Source organism: Enterobacter pseudoroggenkampii (assembly GCF_026420145.1).
Taxonomy (GTDB): domain Bacteria; phylum Pseudomonadota; class Gammaproteobacteria; order Enterobacterales; family Enterobacteriaceae; genus Enterobacter; species Enterobacter pseudoroggenkampii.
This window is the reverse complement of record NZ_JAPMLV010000001.1, coordinates 209,412-222,367: the sequence shown is the minus strand read 5'-3', so window position 1 is coordinate 222,367 and position 12,956 is coordinate 209,412. Positions and strand designations below refer to the sequence as shown.

Below are 12,956 nucleotides of genomic sequence, written 5' to 3'. Positions count from 1 at the left end.
ACGTCTCCTGTACGCTGGGAGACGTGTTTTATCTGGCTGATAATCGGTAAATTTCAGGGAGCGGTTTTGAAGAAAGTCAGCATTATTGATGTCGCAAAGCACGCGGGCGTGTCGGTTTCCACCGTCTCGCTGGTGCTGCGCCAGAAAGGGAAAATCTCAGAGGCAACGATCGAGAAGGTCAACGCTGCCATCAATACGCTGGGCTATGTTCATAACGTTGCCGCTGCCAACCTCCGCGCCAATACGTCCAATCTGATTGGCCTGATCCTCCGTGACTTTAGCGACAGTTTCTCCATCAAGGTGATGGCGAGCATCGTTCAGGATCTTGAAAAACAGGGGTATATGGTTTTTCTCGGCCAGCCCCAGAACGACCATGACCAACTTGAGCGCTGCCTGCTGTCGTTTAAGCAGCAGGGCGTCGCAGGGGTGATCTATCTGGCCTCGGATACCCGCACCTCTACCCTACCGGAACAGATTCGCCGCTGCCCGCTGCCGCTGGTGGTGGTCTCTCAGTCGCTGCTGGATGAAAAATGCAATCTGGTGATGCGCGATAACCGTCAGGCGGCCAGTCTGGCGGTGCGTTATCTTATCGAGCGCGGTCATCGCAATATCGCCTACATTGGCGGACGCGAAGGCTGCCTTATCCGCGAACAGCGCCTGCTCGGTTTTCGCAGCGCGATGGCGCAAAACGGGCTGGTCTGGCGCGATGAATACTCTCCGGCCTGCAGCGATGACACCCTGGCTGCGGGTTTCGCCACCCGCCAGCTGCTGGAAAAAAACAATACTATCACCGCCCTGCTCTGCCACTCGCCGGATGCCATGATCGGCTCCATCTCCGGTATTCATCAGGTCGGGCGTACGGTGGGTAAAGATGTGTTTTTAACACAGCAGGTCGCGCTGGTCGGTTTCGAAGATATGCTCCACGTTAACCTCACCTCGCCCTCGTTTACCTACGTCTCGTCCGCCAGCGAAGAGACGGGGCGTCAGGCGGCCGGGCTGATTATTCGCACGCTGAAGGAGCCGACGCTGCAAACCCAGCGCATTACGCTTTCCGGGCAGCTTATCGCGCGCGAGTCGGCGTAAAATAAGAATTTGACGCGGGTCTGCTGGCGCGGGTTTACTGCTATATTTCCATGATTTGCCATGGATAATGTCAATGCCTACCGTTATTACGCACGCTGCTGTTCCGCTTTGTCTGGGCTTAGGCCTGGGAACCAAAGTGATTCCTCCTCGCCTGTTGTTTGCCGGGATTGTCCTCGCCATGCTGCCGGATGCCGACGTGCTGGCGTTCAGGTTCGGCGTCGCGTATGGAAATGTTTTCGGCCATCGCGGCTTTACCCACTCCCTGCTGTTCGCCTTCGTGGTGCCGATACTTTGCGTGCTGACTGGACGACGATGGTTCAGGGCCAGCCTGACGCGGTGCTGGCTGTTTTTAACGGTATCACTGCTGTCGCACAGCCTGCTGGATTCGATTACCACAGGCGGAAAAGGCGTCGGCTGGCTGTGGCCGTGGTCAGATGAACGCTTCTTTGCGCCGTGGCAGGTGATTAAGGTCGCGCCGTTTGCGCTCTCACGCTATACCACGCCGTACGGGCAGCAGGTGATTATTTCAGAACTGCTGTGGGTGTGGCTGCCGGGGGTTGTGCTGATGGGAATGTTGTGGTGGAGAAGAAGGTAAAAAAAGCCGGGTGGCGGCTGCGCCTTACCCGGCCTACTTTTACCCGTAGGCCCGGTAAGCGTAAGCGCCACCGGGCGTTACAGACTTACTTACGGCGCCAGGTGGTACCCTGCGGGCCGTCTTCCAGAATGATGCCCATCTCGGTCAGACGGTTACGCGCCGCATCGGCCGCCGCCCAGTCTTTCGCCTGACGCGCTTCCAGACGCGCTTTGATCAACGCTTCAATTTCCGCCACTTCGCCGTCGTCCGCCTGCGCACCGCTCTGCAGGAACACGTCCGGATCCTGCTCCAGCAGGCCGAGCACGGAAGAGATCTTACGCAGATGAGACGCCAGCGCATTCGCCGCCGCCATATCTTCTGACTTCAGGCGGTTCACTTCGCGCGCCATGTCGAACAGCACGGAGTAGGCTTCCGGGGTGTTGAAGTCGTCGTTCATCACCTCAACAAAGCGTGCTTCGAACGCTTCGCCGCCTGCCGCCGGAACAGACCTGTCGGTCCCGCGCAGCGCGGTGTACAGACGCTCCAGCGCCGAGCGCGCCTGCTTCAGATTCTCTTCGCTGTAGTTCAGCTGGCTGCGATAGTGGCCAGACATCAGGAAGTAGCGCACGGTTTCCGCGTCGTAATACTTCAGCACGTCGCGCACGGTAAAGAAGTTGCCCAGCGATTTCGACATCTTCTCGCGGTCAACCATTACCATCCCGGAGTGCATCCAGTAGTTCACGTACTCGCCGCCGTGGGCGCAGGTGGACTGCGCAATTTCGTTTTCGTGGTGCGGGAACATCAGGTCTGAACCGCCGCCGTGAATGTCGAAGTGCTTGCCCAGCTGTTTGCAGTTCATCGCGGAACACTCAATGTGCCAGCCCGGGCGGCCTTCGCCCCACGGGGATGGCCAGCTTGGCTCCCCCTCTTTGGACATCTTCCACAGCACGAAGTCCATCGGGTTACGCTTCACGTCAACCACGTCGACACGGGCACCGGCCTGGAGCTGATCCAGATCCTGACGGGAAAGCGAACCGTAGGTTGGGTCCGTTGGCACCGAGAACATCACGTCACCGTTGTCCGCAACGTAGGCGTGACCGCGTGCGATCAGCTTTTCGGTGATCTCGATGATTTCGTGAATATGGTGGGTCGCGCGCGGCTCGCTGTCCGGGCGCTGAATATTCAGGGCGTCGAAATCTTTGTGCATCTCGACGATCATGCGATCCACCAGCGCGACAAAGCTTTCGCCGTTCTCATTAGCGCGCTTGATGATTTTGTCGTCGATGTCGGTGATATTACGCACGTATTTCAGGGTATAGCCCAGAAAACGCAGGTAGCGTGACACCACGTCAAAAGCGACAAAGGTACGGCCATGGCCAATGTGACAGAGATCGTAAACCGTAATACCACACACGTACATGCCGACTTCCCCGGCATGGATAGGTTTAAATTCCTCTTTTTGGCGCGTCATTGTATTAAAGATTTTTAACATCGAAGATTCCATGTAAACACGTGTGTGGTTGAAAACCGGCTATTCTACCCGTAATTCAAACCCGAAGCAGCACACAATGCAAGGTGATCGCATCCTGTGGTTATGCTATAACAAGCCCCTATAGATGACCCGAACGCGGGTCGACGTACCACAATAACGGAACAGGATGCAAAAATGGTTACTTTCCACACTAATCATGGCGATATCGTAATCAAAACCTTTGATGACAAAGCGCCTGAAACAGTTAAAAACTTCCTGGACTACTGCCGCGAAGGTTTCTACAACAACACCATTTTCCACCGCGTGATCAACGGTTTTATGATCCAGGGCGGCGGTTTCGAACCTGGCATGAACCAGAAAGCCACTAAAGAGCCGATCAAGAACGAAGCGAACAACGGCCTGAAAAACACCCGCGGCACGCTGGCGATGGCGCGTACTCAGGCACCTCACTCTGCAACCGCGCAGTTCTTCATTAACGTGGCGGACAACGACTTCCTGAACTTCTCCGGCGAAAGCCTGCAGGGTTGGGGCTACTGCGTATTCGCAGAAGTGGTTGAAGGTATGGACGTGGTTGACAAGATCAAAGCCGTCTCTACTGGCCGCAGCGGTATGCACCAGGACGTTCCGAAAGAAGACGTTGTGATTACAAGCGTGACCGTCAGCGAGTAATTCGTGGCGACACTCTTTATTGCGGATCTGCATCTGCAAACAGAAGAACCGGCGATAACCGCCGGTTTTCTGCGTTTTTTACGCGGTGAAGCGAAAAGCGCCGATGCGCTGTACATCCTGGGCGACCTCTTTGAAGCCTGGATTGGCGACGACGATCCTAACCCGCTGCACCGTGAAATGGCTTCGGCCATTAAAGCGCTGGTGGATTCCGGCGTCCCCTGCTACTTCATTCACGGCAACCGTGATTTCCTGATCGGCAAGCGCTACGCCCGTGAAAGCGGCATGACGCTGCTGCCGGAAGAACAGGTGCTCGACCTCTACGGCCGCAAGGTGCTGATCATGCACGGCGACACGCTCTGCACCGACGATACCGGCTACCTGGCGTTTCGCGCTAAAGTCCACACCCCGTGGATCCAGAAGGTGTTCCTTGCCCTGCCGCTGTTTATCCGCAACCGCATCGCCGCCAGAATGCGCGCGGGCAGTAAAGCCGCCAACAGCAGCAAATCCATGACCATCATGGACGTTAATCCTCACGCGGTGGTCAACGTGATGGAAAAACATGGCGTTCAGTGGTTGATCCACGGGCATACCCATCGTCCAGACGTGCATTCCCTTATCGCCAACGGCGAACCGGCCCATCGCGTGGTGTTGGGTGCATGGCACTCAGAAGGATCCATGGTCAAAGTCACGCCAGAGGGTGTGGAGCTGATCGCTTTTCCGTTTTAACCCCTTACAGTTCATTCTATTTTTTTGAACAATATTGGCAAATTGTTTCGATTTTAATCAGCCCGTGGTCGGCCTATTATTTATCACATCAGGGCAGCACGCCCTATCCCAGATAAATTACTTAAGGAATACGACCATGAAATCCATCAAAACTTTCGTTGCAGTTACCGCTCTTTCCCTGGCTTCCTTCGGCGCTTTCGCGCAGAGCGTCAGCGCAACCGGTTCAACCCTTGACCGCGCAGAAGCGAAAATTGCTGCACAGGCTGCTGAACAGGGCGCGTCTTACAAAATCACCAGCGCGAAGGTCGACAACCGCGTGTATATGACCGCAGAACTGACGAAATAATGATTGCCCTTCGACAAAAACAGACCGCCAGAATGCGGTCTGTTTTGTTATGAATTGATGGCAACAACGGCTCAAGATTTAACCGCGCAACCGTTTTCCTTGCCCGTATAACATGCTATTCTCTGTGCCCTCGAAAGCAGTGTGTTTCGCACCACAGGAGTTTTAAGACGCATGTCTTCCCGCAATAATCCGGCGCGTGTCGCCATCGTGATGGGGTCCAAAAGCGACTGGGCTACCATGCAGTTCGCCGCCGAAATCTTTGAAATCCTGAATGTTCCGCACCACGTCGAAGTGGTCTCCGCGCACCGTACACCGGACAAACTGTTCAGCTTCGCCGAAAGCGCCGAAGAGAACGGTTATGAGGTGATCATTGCCGGTGCGGGCGGCGCAGCACACCTGCCGGGCATGATTGCCGCCAAAACCCTGGTGCCGGTTCTGGGCGTCCCGGTACAAAGCGCCGCGTTAAGCGGTGTGGACAGCCTCTACTCCATCGTCCAGATGCCGCGCGGTATTCCTGTCGGGACGCTGGCGATTGGCAAAGCGGGCGCGGCGAACGCTGCCCTGTTGGCCGCGCAGATCCTGGCGACGCACGATAAAGCGTTACATCAGCGTCTGGCGGAGTGGCGTAAAGCCCAGACCGACGAAGTGCTGGACAATCCGGACCCGCGGGGTGCGGCATGAAGCAGGTTTGCGTCCTCGGTAACGGCCAGTTAGGCCGCATGCTGCGTCAGGCCGGTGAGCCGCTGGGTATTGCCGTCTGGCCCGTCGGGCTGGACGCTGAACCTGAAGCCGTACCGTTCCACCAGAGCGTGATCACCGCCGAGATCGAACGCTGGCCGGAAACCGCGCTGACCCGCGAACTGGCGCGTCATAACGCCTTCGTAAACCGCGACGTGTTCCCGATCATTGCCGACCGTCTGACGCAAAAGCAGCTGTTCGACAAGCTCGGCCTGCCGACCGCGCCGTGGCAGCTCCTGTCCGATAAAAGCAAGTGGAATGATGTTTTCGCGATGCTGGGCGAGCTGGCCATCGTGAAGCGCCGCGTGGGCGGCTACGACGGCCGTGGCCAGTGGCGTCTGCGCGCAGACGACACTGCCGAGCTGCCGGACGACTGCTACGGCGAATGCATCGTTGAGCAGGGCATCAACTTTAGCGGTGAAGTGTCACTGGTTGGCGCACGCGGGCACGACGGACATACCGTCTTTTATCCGCTGACGCATAACCTGCATCAGGACGGTATTCTGCGCACCAGCGTCGCCTTCCCGCACGCCAATGCTGAGCAGCAGGCGCAGGCAGAAGAGATGCTTTCTGCCATCATGCACGAACTCGGATATGTGGGCGTCATGGCGATGGAGTGCTTTATCACCCCGTCCGGTCTGCTGATCAACGAACTTGCACCGCGCGTGCACAACAGCGGCCACTGGACGCAAAACGGCGCGTCCATCAGCCAGTTCGAACTGCACCTGCGCGCGATCACCGACCTGCCGCTGCCGCAGCCGGTGGTGGACAGCCCGTCGGTGATGATCAACCTGATCGGCACCGATCTGAACTACGACTGGCTGAAGCTGCCGCTGGTGCATCTGCACTGGTATGACAAAGAGGTTCGCGCGGGTCGTAAGGTCGGTCACCTGAACCTGAACGACAGCGACACGGGCCGCCTGAGCGCCACCCTGGAAGCCATGATCCCTCTCCTGCCGCCGGAATATGCGAGCGGTATCGTCTGGGCACAGTCAAAGCTCAAGTAAGACATCTGCGCCGGGGAGTTGACCTTCCCCTTCCCCGGCGTACAATCCCCGCCCATTGCTGCTGAGTTTTCTTCTGGAATAACCATGAACGATGGAACGGACTATCGCGCGATCCTCGCGTCTGATACCCCTTTAATCGACGTTCGCGCGCCGATTGAATTTGCCCAGGGTGCGATGCCCGCCGCCATTAACCTGCCGTTGATGAATGACGACGAACGCGCCGCCGTCGGCACCTGCTATAAACGCCAGGGCCCCGAGGCCGCGCTGGCGCTTGGCCATAGTCTGGTGAACGGCGAGACGCGTGAGACACGTATTAACGCCTGGCGTGAAGCCAGCCTTGCCCATCCTGAGGGCTTTCTCTGCTGCGCGCGCGGCGGTCAGCGCTCGCACATCTCGCAGGCCTGGCTTAAAGAGGCGGGCATCGACTACCCGCTGATCCGCGGCGGCTATAAAGCCCTGCGCCAGACGGCGATTCAGGTGACGATTGAGCAGTCACAAAAGCCGATAGTGCTTATCGGCGGCTGTACCGGAAACGGTAAAACCCTGCTGGTGAAGCAGCACGCACAGGGCATCGATCTGGAAGGGCTGGCGCACCATCGCGGTTCGTCTTTTGGCCGCACGCTCACGCCGCAGCTTTCCCAGGCGAGCTTTGAAAACCACCTTGCGGTTGAGCTATTGAAAAAAGACGCCGCGCGCTGGGTGCTGGAAGATGAAGGCCGGATGATTGGCTCCAACCACCTGCCGGAGTGCCTGCGTGACCGCATGGTTGAAGCGCCTATCGTGGTGGTAGAGGATCCGTTTGAGATCCGTCTTGAACGCCTGCGCGAAGAGTATTTCGACCATATGTGGGCAGATTTTTCTGCTGCCTACGGCGAAGAAGCGGGCTGGAAAGAGTACAGCGAGTACCTGCACCACGGCCTGTTCGCCATTCGCCGCCGTCTGGGGCTGCAGCGCTTTGCGGAATTTACCGTCTTACTGGACGCCGCGCTTGTCAAACAACAACGTACTGGCAGCACGGATGCGCACTTCAGCTGGCTTGCGCCGCTGCTGAAGGACTATTACGACCCGATGTACGGCTATCAGCTGGAGAAAAAGGCGGAGAAGATTGTGTATCGCGGGACGTACGGCGAGGTAGCTGACTGGCTTAATCGCTAAAAGAAAGCCGGGTGGCGAGGTAAAAGCAAAACGGCAACCAGGGTTGCCGTTTTTAATGTTTGTTCCCTCTCCCCGTGGGAGAGGGTCAGGGTGAGGGCATCAGGCCGCACCCTACAAGATCACTTAGAAGTCGTAACGCAGACGCACCAGGTTCATGTCGCCCAGGTCGTCGGTGCTGGAGGTGAACACGTGCTCGTAGTCCACGCGGAAACCGTAATCCAGCTGGAAGCTGATACCCACGCCGTTGTCGATGCGCTGGTAGTTGCGGCCATTCACGTAGTCAATACGGTCGCCCATGAAGTAAGGCTGGATAGATTTAACCGCATACTGACCAATTGGGAACTTGTAGCCCGCAAAGTATTCAATACCCCATGCATCACCGGCGAAGTAGTCGTTAACAGACACTTTTTTGGTGGTCATGAAGTTCTGATACCAGCCGCCGCCAACGGAGAATGTCCAGTTGTCCGGGGTCCAGCTCAGCGCGGTACCGAGGATGTTTTGGTCGTAGGTTTTGCTGTCGCCATTGGCCGGGTTACGCATATCCGCACGGGTGTAGTTCCACGCGGCGCCCCAGGTCAGATCGGTGGTCAGGTGGTAATCCAGACCCAGTGAACCGCCGCCTTTACGCTTGTAGCGCAGGCCGTTGCCCGGCAGGTATTCGCTGTCTTCAAACAGGTAGGATGCATAAATGTCAGCATCGCCCACGGTTTTCTTATATTTCAGCATATTACGTGAACGGTAAGAGCCGTCGTAATCGCCTTTGATCCCGTTACCTGGTGCCTGACCGATCATGTCGTAGTCCCAGATATCGGTTTTCGCGCCCACCACATCATAGTAAACGCTGTTCTGTTGACCGAAGGTCAGCGTACCCCAGGTGTCGCTCTTCAGCCCGGTGTAGAGCATACGACGCGTCGTGTCGTGGTCGCTTTCGCTGTAGTGGTTGTCCCAGTTGAACATTGCAGGGAAGTTCACGCCCAGCTCGTAGTAGCTTACCCAACTGATGTCATCAAACAGGTAGTAATCTGCTGCGAAACGGAAACGGGTGCCGCCGTCGAAGCCGTTACGCTTGTAAGAACCTTTGTCGCCGTCACCGGTCATCATGTTGAACTGTGGACGGATACTCCCACCCACGGTGAAGTTCAGGCGGCTCAGCGGGTTACCCGCCTGAGGATCCTGCTTAAGAACGGTGATTTCCGCCTGAGAAGCGAAGGTAGTCAATGCCACTGCCGCGCCGATCGTTGCCGCCAGCGCTGATTTTTTTATAGTCATTATTTTTCCTTAATAGACACGCTGCTAAATATTTAGCGGGTGAATATTAACTGGAAATAATCGGGCTGTGTGGTCGGGTTTTTAATGTTTTGTGCTACTAAATGAGTGGGTATTATCACTTTGTGCTTTTTAAACACTACGCACCGGCATTTGAAACCGGTGCGTAACTTTCACCGTGCTAAATCAACTCGCGAACTGACGGAACAGGGCTTTGCCCTTTAACAGCCGCGTGCCGAGCCAGCCTCCGCAGAGTGAAAGCAGCACCGCGCCACAGAGAGGCAGGATCAACCAGAGACGCCAGTCAGGCTCCCACGGGAAGTCGAAGACTTTTGTCTGCAACACCGCCAGCGCCGTCTCTGCGCCAATGGCTGCCACCAGACCCGCCACCAGCCCCAGCAGCGCAAACTCGCTCCAGAGCGTCATCCGCAGCAGCCGCTTTCCGGCCCCCAGCGTGCGGTAGACCACCAGCTCCTGATGGCGCTGGCGCATGCCTACCTGCACCTGGGCCAGCAGCAACAGCACGCCGCAGATTGTCACCAGCACCACCATGACCTCCAGCGCGCGGCTCACCTGCTCCAGAACTTGCCCTACCTGCTTCAGGATCGCCCCAATATCCAGCAGGCTGACCGTCGGAAACTCCCGGTTAAGCTGGGTCAGCATGCCGTTGCCGTTTTCCCAGCGGAAGCTGGTCAGCCAGCTCTGCGGCTGACCGTCCAGCGCGCCCGGCGGGAAGATAAAGAAGAAGTTTGGCCGCAGGCTTTCCCAGTCCACTTTACGCAGGCTGGTCACTTTCGCGGTAAAATCCTGGGTATCCCCTGTGAAGGTGACGCTGTCTCCCAGCTTCACGTTCAGGCGCGTCGCCAGCCCCTCCTCCATCGACACCTCTCCCGCTTTCGGCGGCCAGATGCCAGCGGTTATCGGGTTGTGGTCAGGGCGTTTCTCCTGCCAGGTCAGGTTCAGCTCGCGGTTAAGCGACTCGTCCTTGTTCCCCTCCGTTGGCTGCCCGTTGATCTGCGTCAGACGCGCGCGAACGATGGGATAGAACGACTCAGGGATAATGTGATGCTCCGACAGGAAACCCTTTAGCGGAGTGACCTGTTCTGGGGCAATGTTGATCAGAAAATAGTTCGGGCTTTCCGGGGGAAGCTGCTGCTGCCAGCGATCGAGCAGATCGCCGCGCAGCACTAAAAGCAGCGCCAGCAGCATAAACGACAGAGAAAAGGCCGACAGCTGGCTGAGCGTTGACCAGGGCTGATGCAGCAGGCGGTTGACCGCCAGGCGCACGGGCAGGGATTTTACCGTTAGCCTCTTCAGGACGTTGAGCAGTATCCAGCCCAGCACGCCGCACAGCAGCGCCAGCACAACCGCCCCGGCCAGTACCGCCCAAAGCAGCGTGCTGCCCCCCATCAGCCACGCCAGCAGCCCCGCCGCCACCGCAATAATCACCGGAAGGTAGAACTTCAGCGGCCAGACGTTCGCCACCACATCGCTGCGGAGCACACGCAGCGGCTGCGTGGCGAGCAGCAGTCGGTAGGGGCGTAGCCCTACCAGCAGCGAAATGACCGTCATCGCGCCGATTGCCCACAGCCACGGCCAGAGGCTGGCCGGCGGCAATGCGGCCGGGAGCACCGGTTTCAGCATCACCATCAGCAGCTTTTCAAACAGCAGCCCCATTATTCCGCCGGTCAGCGCGGACAGGACCAGCAGCATCAGCCACTGACCGACAATCAGCTTGCGCAGTTGCGCCCGGCCCGCCCCCAGGGTTTTGAGGATCGCCACCAGGTCGTAGCGGCTGCGGCAGTAGTGCCCCATCGCCACGGCCACCGCCGCCACCGCCAGCAGCAGGGTCAACAGGGCCGACAGCAGCAGGAACTGCTGAGAGCGCTCCAGAGATTTACCGAGCGCCCCCTCGTCCTGCTCCAGCCCGTACCAGCGGTGTTCCGGTTTGAGCTGCGGCAGAAGCCATTTTTCATATGCGTCAAGCTGGGCAGGCGTGCCGCCAAACTTATAGCGCCAGGTAACGCGGCTGCCCGGCTGTACCGCATGGGTTGCTGCTACGTCCGCGGTGTTCATCAGCAGGCGCGGCGCAAGCTGGAACGGGTTAAACCCAGAGTCAGGTTCCTGTACCACTTCCCCGGCAATTTTGAGGGTGGCGTCGCCGACGTCGATACTGTCGCCGGGTTTCAGATTCAGCAGCGCCATCAGACGCGATGCCAGCAGCACCGTACCGGGCGTGGGCTTTAATCCCGGCGGGCGGGTCTGCAAGTCACCGTACATCGGGTAGATGTCATCGACGGCCTTGACGCTCGCCAGCTGCGGCGTGTCGCCCGCAAAGGTCATGGTCTGGAAGCTTACCTGCTCCCCCACCTTCAGCCCTTCTTTACGCGCTTCGTCAATCCAGCCCGGCGGCACGGGGCGGGAGCTTTGCAGCGCCCGGTCTCCCGCCATAAACTCCCGGCTCTGCTGGCTGAGCCCTTTTTCCATCCGGTCGCTGACGCTGCCGAGCGCCAGCACGCAGGCCACCGCCAGGCTTAACGCCAGCCAGACAATCAGCAGCGAGGGCGAGCGCCACTCGCGCCAGAACCAGCGGGTAATCATGCCTCCTCCTGCAGAACACCGTTGACCAGCCGCAGGCGGCGGTCGCAGCGGGCGGCGAGCTGCGGATCGTGGGTCACGAGGATCAGCGTAGTGCCGTGCTCGCGGTTGAGCGAAAACAGCAGGTCGGCAATCCGGTCTCCGGTTTTACGGTCAAGGTTGCCGGTAGGCTCATCGGCAAACAGCACCTCAGGACGGCCGTTAAACGCGCGGGCCAGCGCCACGCGCTGCTGCTCACCGCCAGAAAGCTGGGCGGGAAGATGGTCGAGACGTTTACCCAGACCGAGCTGTTCCAGCAGCGCCTTCGCGTGAGCGCGGCTTTCACGGCTATTTTCACCGCGCAGCAGCGCCGGGAGCTCGACGTTTTCCAGCGCGTTCAGGGTCGGGATCAGCATAAAGGACTGAAAGACAAAACCAACGTGACGCGCGCGCAGCGCGGCCCGCGCCTCTTCATCAAGCTGATGCAGCGGCTGCCCGACAAGGTGGACCTCGCCGCTGCTGCCGTCGTCCAGACCGGCCAAAATCGCCAGCAGCGTGGACTTACCGGAACCGGATTCGCCAATCAGCGCGATGGTTTCAGCGCGTTTGACAACGAGTTCAACTCCAGTAAGGATGGAAAGCTCGTGTTCCCCCTGACCGACGGACTTCTTAAGATGATGAACTTCAACACTGTTTTCCGCTGGCATTTGCCCTTCCTGTTTTTGATTCTGATGACCTTCCGCGCGGCGGCAGCGGACACGTTACTGGTTCTTGGCGACAGCCTGAGCGCAGGCTATCGCATGGCGGCCAGCGCGGCCTGGCCCGCTCTGCTCAATGAAAAATGGCAGAGCAAAACGTCTGTAATCAACGCCAGCATCAGCGGTGATACCTCGCAGCAGGGCCTGTCGCGCCTGCCTGCGCTGCTCAAACAGCATCAGCCGCGCTGGGTGCTGGTGGAGCTTGGCGGTAATGATGGCCTGCGCGGTTTCCAGCCTCAGCAAACCGAGCAAACGCTGCGCACCATTTTGCAGGACATCAGGGCGGCAAACGCTCAGCCGCTGCTGATGCAAATTCGCCTGCCCGCCAACTACGGTCGTCGGTATAATGAAGCCTTTAGCGCGATCTACCCTAAGCTTGCCAAAGAGTTTGATATTCCGCTGCTGCCATTTTTCATGGAAGAGGTCTATCTCAAACCCCAGTGGATGCAAGACGACGGGATCCACCCCAATCGCGATGCGCAGCCGTTTATTGCCGACTGGATGGCAACGCGGCTGGCTCCTTTAGTTAAACATGACTCCTGATTAAGCGGAGATCCTGACAGGT

At 58.3% G+C, this 12,956-nt stretch carries 13 protein-coding genes; 9 read left to right on the top strand and 4 right to left on the bottom strand.

Translation table 11 applies throughout. From position 1 onward, the window contains the following. The first annotated feature begins 66 nt into the window (after positions 1-66). Positions 67-1,083 (top strand): Mal regulon transcriptional regulator MalI, encoded by a 1,017-nt coding sequence (gene malI / locus OTG14_RS01070; protein ID WP_061715843.1) that lies wholly within the window; start codon positions 67-69, stop codon positions 1,081-1,083. Between the two features lie 73 nt (positions 1,084-1,156). Beyond that, positions 1,157-1,678: a metal-dependent hydrolase gene (locus tag OTG14_RS01065; RefSeq protein ID WP_267214455.1), complete on the top strand. Its 522-nt coding sequence runs from the start codon at positions 1,157-1,159 to the stop codon at positions 1,676-1,678. 85 nt (positions 1,679-1,763) lie between these two features. Here the strand turns inward: OTG14_RS01065 and cysS are convergent, their stop codons facing one another. Beyond that, the gene (cysS, locus tag OTG14_RS01060) at positions 1,764-3,149 is read right to left on the bottom strand and encodes a cysteine--tRNA ligase (protein ID WP_032646206.1); all 1,386 of its coding nucleotides are present in this window, start codon (positions 3,147-3,149) and stop codon (positions 1,764-1,766) included. 174 nt (positions 3,150-3,323) lie between these two features. Between cysS and ppiB the strand changes: the two genes are divergently transcribed. From ppiB to mnmH, 6 genes are all read left to right on the top strand, one after another. Further along, the gene (gene ppiB, locus OTG14_RS01055) at positions 3,324-3,818 is read left to right on the top strand and encodes a peptidylprolyl isomerase B (RefSeq protein ID WP_008499327.1); all 495 of its coding nucleotides are present in this window, start codon (positions 3,324-3,326) and stop codon (positions 3,816-3,818) included. 3 nt (positions 3,819-3,821) lie between these two features. Beyond that, entirely contained in the window at positions 3,822-4,544 is a 723-nt protein-coding gene (gene lpxH / locus OTG14_RS01050; protein WP_024906876.1) for a UDP-2,3-diacylglucosamine diphosphatase, read from the top strand. 136 nt (positions 4,545-4,680) lie between these two features. Continuing rightward, positions 4,681-4,890, top strand: coding sequence for a YdgH/BhsA/McbA-like domain containing protein (locus OTG14_RS01045; protein WP_024906875.1), 210 nt, complete (start codon positions 4,681-4,683; stop codon positions 4,888-4,890). A 171-nt stretch (positions 4,891-5,061) separates the two neighbouring features. Next, complete coding sequence (gene purE / locus OTG14_RS01040) at positions 5,062-5,571, top strand: 5-(carboxyamino)imidazole ribonucleotide mutase (protein ID WP_014882834.1); 510 nt, start codon at positions 5,062-5,064, stop codon at positions 5,569-5,571. Then, positions 5,568-6,635 carry a 5-(carboxyamino)imidazole ribonucleotide synthase gene (gene purK, locus OTG14_RS01035; protein WP_061715844.1) on the top strand — a complete coding sequence of 356 codons (1,068 nt, stop codon included), beginning with the start codon at positions 5,568-5,570 and terminating at the stop codon, positions 6,633-6,635. The genes purE and purK overlap by 4 nt, the downstream gene beginning before the upstream one ends. Before the next feature lie 84 nt (positions 6,636-6,719). Beyond that, positions 6,720-7,790, top strand: a complete 1,071-nt coding sequence (gene mnmH, locus OTG14_RS01030; RefSeq protein ID WP_267214454.1) for a tRNA 2-selenouridine(34) synthase MnmH — start codon at positions 6,720-6,722, stop codon at positions 7,788-7,790. Positions 7,791-7,913: 123 nt separating this feature from the next. On the opposite strand, the gene OTG14_RS01025 is transcribed toward mnmH, so the two are convergent. The 3 genes from OTG14_RS01025 to ybbA form a co-directional block, all read right to left on the bottom strand. Continuing rightward, complete coding sequence (locus tag OTG14_RS01025; RefSeq protein ID WP_024906872.1) at positions 7,914-9,059, bottom strand: porin; 1,146 nt, start codon at positions 9,057-9,059, stop codon at positions 7,914-7,916. 183 nt (positions 9,060-9,242) lie between these two features. Next, positions 9,243-11,657: a putative ABC transporter permease subunit YbbP gene (ybbP, locus tag OTG14_RS01020; RefSeq protein WP_267214453.1), complete on the bottom strand. Its 2,415-nt coding sequence runs from the start codon at positions 11,655-11,657 to the stop codon at positions 9,243-9,245. Next, a complete protein-coding gene (ybbA, locus tag OTG14_RS01015; protein WP_008499319.1) occupies positions 11,654-12,340 on the bottom strand; it encodes a putative ABC transporter ATP-binding protein YbbA in 687 nt (228 codons plus the stop codon). Before ybbA ends, ybbP begins: the two co-directional genes overlap by 4 nt. Between ybbA and tesA the strand changes: the two genes are divergently transcribed. After that, complete coding sequence (tesA, locus tag OTG14_RS01010; protein ID WP_267215181.1) at positions 12,311-12,934, top strand: multifunctional acyl-CoA thioesterase I/protease I/lysophospholipase L1; 624 nt, start codon at positions 12,311-12,313, stop codon at positions 12,932-12,934. The two genes, ybbA and tesA, sit on opposite strands and share 30 nt — an antisense overlap. Positions 12,935-12,956: the final 22 nt, after the last annotated feature.

Bases quoted from the DNA above. Each gene is read 5' to 3' on its own strand.
- OTG14_RS01045 (WP_024906875.1), top strand. From the start codon at position 4,681: ATGAAATCCATCAAAACTTTCGTTGCAGTTACCGCTCTTTCCCTGGCT.
- OTG14_RS01065 (WP_267214455.1), top strand. From the start codon at position 1,157: ATGCCTACCGTTATTACGCACGCTGCTGTTCCGCTTTGTCTGGGCTTA.
- mnmH (WP_267214454.1), top strand. From the start codon at position 6,720: ATGAACGATGGAACGGACTATCGCGCGATCCTCGCGTCTGATACCCCT.
- tesA (WP_267215181.1), top strand. From the start codon at position 12,311: ATGAACTTCAACACTGTTTTCCGCTGGCATTTGCCCTTCCTGTTTTTG.
- ppiB (WP_008499327.1), top strand. From the start codon at position 3,324: ATGGTTACTTTCCACACTAATCATGGCGATATCGTAATCAAAACCTTT.
- ybbP (WP_267214453.1), bottom strand. From the start codon at position 11,657: ATGATTACCCGCTGGTTCTGGCGCGAGTGGCGCTCGCCCTCGCTGCTG.
- purK (WP_061715844.1), top strand. From the start codon at position 5,568: ATGAAGCAGGTTTGCGTCCTCGGTAACGGCCAGTTAGGCCGCATGCTG.
- purE (WP_014882834.1), top strand. From the start codon at position 5,062: ATGTCTTCCCGCAATAATCCGGCGCGTGTCGCCATCGTGATGGGGTCC.
- ybbA (WP_008499319.1), bottom strand. From the start codon at position 12,340: ATGCCAGCGGAAAACAGTGTTGAAGTTCATCATCTTAAGAAGTCCGTC.
- cysS (WP_032646206.1), bottom strand. From the start codon at position 3,149: ATGTTAAAAATCTTTAATACAATGACGCGCCAAAAAGAGGAATTTAAA.
- OTG14_RS01025 (WP_024906872.1), bottom strand. From the start codon at position 9,059: ATGACTATAAAAAAATCAGCGCTGGCGGCAACGATCGGCGCGGCAGTG.